2 protein-coding genes and 1 pseudogene are annotated in these 6,851 nt (G+C 40.0%); all 3 read right to left on the bottom strand.

All coding sequences use genetic code 11. The features are described from left to right. A partial coding sequence (locus HMPREF2766_RS04455) for an isopeptide-forming domain-containing fimbrial protein (RefSeq protein ID WP_148131189.1) occupies window positions 1-1,572 on the bottom strand: 1,572 nt, incomplete at its 3' end. Window positions 1,573-1,933: 361 nt separating this feature from the next. Continuing rightward, complete coding sequence (locus HMPREF2766_RS04450; protein WP_000087620.1) at window positions 1,934-3,748, bottom strand: G5 domain-containing protein; 1,815 nt, start codon at window positions 3,746-3,748, stop codon at window positions 1,934-1,936. Between the two features lie 75 nt (window positions 3,749-3,823). Next, window positions 3,824-6,851 (bottom strand): annotated as a pseudogene (gene padA, locus HMPREF2766_RS04445) (LPXTG-anchored isopeptide-forming adhesin PadA); the annotation flags it as partial.

Raw genomic sequence — 6,851 nt, 5'->3', positions numbered from 1 at the left:
TGATGCCTTGTCATAGGACTTGAAGCTCCAAGTACCTTCTGCTGTCTTCACTTCCGTTTGACTTGGTTGTGTTGGCGTTACTTGACTGCCATTAGGTAAATTCTTTTCTGTTGCTGGAAGCAAATCTTTCACTTCTTGTGGCAACTCTTTACCTGGAGTTCCACTGACAAATTCATGGTGTTTTTCGTAAAGAAGAGCAGTGCTCACCTGATTAGAAGGAGCTGATAAGTTATCAACATGCAAGGTTACAGTGTTGTTAATTTTTTCAGGTCCCTTTTCTTCCACTTTTTTGTTTGTAGTAGTATTATAAGTTACAATAATTTCAGCAGAAGAATTTGCTTTTATGTATTCAGGTGTCATTTTAACAGTAACTGTTTGACCTGATTTCTCGATCGTATAGTCACGTCCTTCTTGCAGAGTCACTCCACCTGATTCAACTTTAAGTTCTTGATAATCAAGGCGCTCATCAAAATTCTGAACCATTTCGATAGATGAAGGCGCTGCTAAAAGATCTTTGCCAGGAACCGGAACTTTAAACCTTGCTTTATAAGTGATATTTTGCCCCTCTTTAGCTGGAATCTCTGTAGGATCAACTTCTAGAACAGGGCTAGGATCAAGTTTTTCAACATAGAGACCAAAGACGGCCGAAGCAACCTCTGTTGATGAATAAGCAAAATTCATCCTATTACTATTCGATCGAAGGGCGAAACCAGAGATATTGTTCTCAGAATAGCTACCACTTGTAATCTGAGTCGCAATCCAAGCAGTTCGTTCTCCTTGGTCTTCCTGTTTCAAAACATTGGCATTGTTCATCAGACGAAGATTAACATCATTTTGATAACCTTTAATATAGAAGGTTTCCTTCAAGTTGTTTGCATCCATTGCATCGATATCCGTTGGTTTCATGACCAACTTCAAATCTGTCTCTGAACCATCTGCATAACTCAACTCGGCTGTTACATCAGCATCAATCCAAAATGCTTTATTCATGATGTAGTCATGATTCGCATCTACGTAAGGAACATTACCAATTTCAAAAGCACTACTTTCCCATAATTCAGAAATTGAGAAAAATTCAACAGTAGATTTTTGAGTACTATTCATTTCAGACTCTGCTTGAGCAGTGTTTAGATAGTGAAGAGTTACCTTATTGAATTTTAAGTAAGCATCTACTTGCTTACCATTAACTGTCCCAATATTTGTGAATTTTAGAGAAAGAGGATTTTCAAAAACTTGATCCTGCTTTTTACTTTTATCTACTTTAAGAGTAAAGTTCTCCATCTCGCCTGGATAGGCACCACCCCAGAGATATTCATAGTGGGGATTCGATAAATGAAACTGATCAACAGCCTGTGATTTAGATAAAACACTAAAATTGTTGATGTTCAAATTAAACTTACGAATATCCAAGGTTGAGATATCCGTTCCATTTTTTATTTCTTCTAAAGCCGCATAAGATTGAAGCGGAAGAAGAAAAATAGAAAAAAGTAAAACGACTAGTCCGAGAAAAGCCTGTTTTTTTCTACTGAAAATAGTAGAAAAAGGCATTCTCATGCGATATTTCCATTTCATAATGTACCTCCAAAACTAAAAATGATTATTTGATCATTTCAAAAGAAATATTCATCTCATTCTAACACAAAGAAAGGGAAATTGAAAGCAGATATAAAAAAATATTTACTTTTTTGTATTTCCAGATTGTCAATTTTCGGTGAGAATAATTAAAATATCAAAATTTCAGAACAGGCGTTTACACTATGTAAATAGCTGTTTTATTGTTGAACCTATTATCACTCCATGAGTTTCATAACGTACTCAAGCTACACATAAACATTAATATATTTAATTTTTTATAAAAAAGAACCCAAGAATAAATTCTGGGTTCTTTTTAGTATTTCTCGTACAAAAGATGCTTTTGTACAATTAGAGAGCCTTAGTCTTTCTTACGAACGACAAAGCCTACTAGACCAGCGATAAATAAACCAATCATTGAAAGAAGACTGGTAGAAGCTGTACCTGTGCTTGGTAGAACTTTCTGTTCTTGGCTTGCAGTTTCTTCTTTCTTAGTGCTTTCAGCTTGGTTCCCTGTTGTTGCAGTATCATTCTTATCACCGTTGGTTGTTGTAGGAGTTACTTTCTTAGTTCCAACTTCGACAATCTCATCTACTGCTGGAGTGGTGATTGTGCTTGATTTCTCAACACGACCTGTTTCAACGCCATCTGTGTAAGTCACTGTATAAACAATGGTGCGAACACCCTTCTTACCAGCTATCTTCACTTGACGACTGCCTTCTGGAAGGTCTGCGTTCTGCACTTCTTTGACTTGGAAAGCAACTTCTTCTGTCTTCGTTTCTTCCTTAGTCGTTACAACTGGGGCTACTACTTTCTTAGTTCCAACTTCGACAACTTCATCTACTGCTGGAGTGGTGATTGTGTTTGATTTCACCTCGCGACCTGTTTCAACGCCGTCTGTGTAAGTCACTGTATAAACAATGGTGCGAACACCCTTCTTACCAACAGCTTTCACTTGACGACTTCCTTCTGGAAGATTTGGATTTGTTACTTCCTTAGTTTGGAAAGCAACTTCTTCTGTCTTGGTCTCTTCCTTAGTCGTTACAACCGCTGCTTTCTTAGTTCCAATTTCGACAACTTCGTCTACTGCTGGAGTAGTGATTGTATTTGATTTCACCTCGCGGCCTGTTTCAACACCGTCTGTGTAAGTCACTGTTTCAACAATCGTACGAACACCTTTTTGCCCAGCTGTTTTCACTCGGCGAACACCTTCGGCTAAGAGTGCATTTTCAACCTCACGAGTCTGGAAGGCAACTTCTTCAGTTTTGGTTACTTCCTTAGTCGTTACAACAGTTTTTGAACCTGTATAAGTAATCTTGTTTTTTGCAACTTTCTTAGTCTTGCGTGAAACTTCTTTACGAGATTTTTCAACACCATCCACTTTTGTCACTTCATAAGTGACTTCATCGATACCTTCTTCACCTTCTTCAACACGCGTTTGACCTTTATCCAGTGCTGGATCTACTTTCGTTTCTTCTTTGAAAGCAACTTTTTCCTCCACAGTCACTGTTTCTTTGGTTTCAACACCTGTTTTCTTAGTTCCAACTTCGATGATTTCTTCTACTGGTTCTTTAATTACTGTTTGGTTCTTTCTATCACGTTTTTTCTCAACGCCATTTACCAAAGTAACATCCCAAACAACTTTCTTCTGACCTTTTTCTCCCGCTTGTTTTACCTTTCGAGTACCTTCAGCGAGGTCTGCATTGTTTTCTGTCCGAGATGGGTAAGGAATCTCCTCAGTAGTTGTGACTTCTTGATGTTCTTCTTTTAAATCTCCCCCAGTGAGAAGTGCCTCAGCCTTAGCTTTTAAAGAATTGTAGCGAGCTTCAAGCGCCGCAAAACTTTTTTGACCTTCTGGACTCTTCATTGCCTTCTTTGCAGTCTCAAAAAAATTCTTTGCTTCTTCTACATCACCCTCTAGGAGTTCTTTATTATCCTCATCTGGACTATTTGTAAAATCCTTAATTGAAGATTCTATACTATCAAGCATTCTTTTGAAAGTATTTGCAATACTTCGCTCTTGGCCATCTGGAATTTCTTCATCTTCCGCTGGTGTCTCTTCCGCATGCACTGTTGGAATTTGATACAAGTCGGGAGCTACATGATAAGTGGCTACTCCAAGTGCATTTAAAGCAAGTATAGAAATTCCTAACTTTAATAATTTTTTTCTACTCATTATTCTTTCCTTAACACTTTCAATATACAGTAAGGAGAAGAGTAAAATTTTCTACTCTCCTCTTACTATATGATACTAACGTTCAGCTTTACGCTTCCAAACTAGAAGTCCAGCAAGTCCTAGAGCTAGGGCTGCAAGTACTCCAAAGATTGAAGATCCTTCAGAACCTGTATTTGGCAATATTTTCTTAGGTTCTGCTGGAGGAACGGTTCCACCTGGTGGCGGAGTTTGTGGTTTTTCTGGTGTTGGTGGTGTTGGTGGGAACACCACAACTTTGTTGGTAGTTTTTGGCTTTGGATTATGGTTAAAGCTTACTTCAGCTGTATTTGGTACACCACCAGTGAATTTTGTAAAATCTGTTCCTTCTTTGAAGTTAGTGTAAAGTACAAGACGTACGGTACTTCCCTTCAAGGCTTCAAGAACATCCTTATCGCTGATTTCAAAAGTCACAACATTGCTAGTTTCATCGTAAGTAACAGTAGCAATTGCTTCTAAATCTTTACCTACTAATTCACCACGATCATTTGAAGCCTTACTTAATTTATCAATAGCTGCTTGAAGCTTGGTTTGAGCTTCTTTTAGTTTCTTGATTTCATTTTCAAGTTTCTCTTGTTGTTGTTTCTTATCAGCTGGTACCAATTCTGATTCTTTCTCAGCTGGTGCTTGAAGTTTAGCCAAGTTTTCTTCAGCTGCTTTCAACTCTGCTTCCAAGCTTGCAAGATCTTGACTTGGCTCGCTAGTTGCAGGTTTCTTATCTTCTGATGCAGAAGAATTAGATGTAGCTGGAGTTGTTTCTTCAGCAGCTGTTGCTGGAGTAGCTGGTGTTGTAGTTTCAGCTGGTTTAGCTGGCTGCGCTGCCTTAGCTGCTTCCAACTTCGCTTTCAATTCAGCTACTTTAGCTTCCGCTGCCTTGAGTTCTTCCTTCTTACCAGTCTCTGTTGAAGTCTCTTCTGTTGACTTGCCTGTCAAAGCTTTGAGTTCTTTCTCAGACTGTTCAAGTTGAGCTTGAAGAGTTGCTTTGATCTTGTCAAACTGAGCATTTTCAACTTTAAGAGCGATACGGTCTTTGTTGACTTTCAAGACTGAATCGATTTTATCAGTGATCGTAAAGCTAGTCAAGTCTGTCTTGATAAGACGACCATATTGATCCTTCTTAGCATTTCCGTTTTCATCTACTGGATCTGTTGGAACCGGTGTAGTGATATCGAAGCGGAAGGTATCTAAAGCGTTTGGTAAGTGGTAGTCTTTATCAGGTTTAGATCCATCTTCTGGCCCAACTGTCTTAGCAGGTTCACCTGGTGTTGGATCTGTTGGTTTTTCTGGGTCACGCGGTTTCACCGTTACTGGTTTTGTTTCCTTGCTGCCAGATTGACCATTCGCATCCTTGAAGTTGACAGTTGCTTTGTTTGGTACCAATTGGTCCTTATAAGCTGTCAAATCGCTATTCGCTTTGAGTTTAGCTGGAATATACAATTGGATTTCTTTGAAACCTTTCAATCGAGCGAAATCTTTCACTTTCACAGTGACTGTATTTCCCTTAACACTTGTTTCAAGGGCACCATTTGCATCACGACCATCCACATAGGCTACTGGCGTATCAGCGATTGCCAAGACCGGTTCGAGTGTATCTGTGACTGTGAACTCTTTGTACTTATCAATATCTTTTGGCAAAGTTGTATTGACATTATACATGTATGGTGCGTCGTATTCCACATCCAAGTGGTCCAAGGTACGATTAATCTTCTTAGAAATTTCTGGTTCTGGTTCTTTTGGAACGACTACCGGAACTTTATTCGAATCTTTGTGTAGCCCTGGTTTGTGTGGGAACTTCGCGTCATAAGAAGCTGTATTTGGAACAGTGAATCCACGATCTGTTAGATATGGAGTCAAATCAGCTCCCGCTTTAATCTTCGCAGTGAAGCTCAATTCCACAGCTTGACCGCCATTGGCTTTCACTTGGTCTTCTGTAAGCGTCAAGGTAATGGTTTGACCTTCTACCTTGATTTGACTTACATCAAGGGCTTGACCATTCAAGCTCGCTTTTACTGAACCTGCATAATCAAGAACAGATTCAAGTGTATCGCTTACACTGAAGGCTGTCGCATCTGTTGGGACACTTGTTTTCACGTTGTAAGTGAAAATTTGGTCACGATCAGCGAGGATTTCCTCAGCTTTAGCATTCACATCTTTCTTGATTTCTGGCTCTTCTGGTGTTGGAGGCGTTACTGGAACTTCATTCGAATCCTTGTGCACACCTGGTTTGTGTGGGAAGCTTGCGTCATAAGAAGCCTTATTCGGTATCCGTGCACGGCCGTCTTCCTTCACATGTTTTGACAAATTCGCGCCAGCTTTGATCTTGGCGTCGAATGTTAATTCAACTGCTTGACCGCCATTGGCTTTCACTTGGTCTTCTGTAAGCGTCAAGGTAATGGTTTGTCCTTCTACCTTGATTTGGCTAGCATCAAGAGCTTGACCATTCAAGGTTGCACTTGATTTACCTGCGAACTCAAGAACATCTTCGATCTTATCGGTTACGCTGAAGGCTGTAGCATCTTGCGCTACGCTTGTTTTCACGTTGTAAGTGAAGACTTCATCACGTTTCGCAAGTGTTGCTGATTCTTTGCCATTCACATCTTTCTTGATTTCTGGCTCGTCTGGTGTTGGAGGTGTTACTGGGACTTCGTTAGAGTCCTTGTGCACACCTGGTTTGTGTGGGAAGCTTGCGTCATAAGAAGCCTTATTCGGAATCTGTGTACGGCCGTCTTCCTTCACATATGCGGACAAGTTTGCGCCAGCTTTGATCTTGGCGTCGAATGTTAATTCAACTGCTTGACCGCCATTGGCTTTTACTTGTTCTTCTGTAAGCATCAAGGTGATGGTTTGACCTTCTACCTTGATTTGGCTTGCTTCAAGAGCTTGACCATTCAATTTAGCACTTGATTTACCTGCGAACTCAAGAACATCTTCGATCTTATCGGTTACGCTGAAGGCTGTCGCATCTTGCGCTACACTTGTTTTCACATTGTATGTGAAGACTTGGTCGCGTTTTGCGAGAGTTTCTTCTGCCTTGCCGTTCACATCTTTCTTGATTTCTGGCTCGTCT

Source organism: Streptococcus sp. HMSC076C08 (genome assembly GCF_001810825.1).
Taxonomy (GTDB): Bacteria; Bacillota; Bacilli; order Lactobacillales; family Streptococcaceae; genus Streptococcus.
The sequence above is the reverse complement of the archived record's forward strand: the minus strand, read 5'-3'. Positions and strand labels throughout refer to the sequence as shown.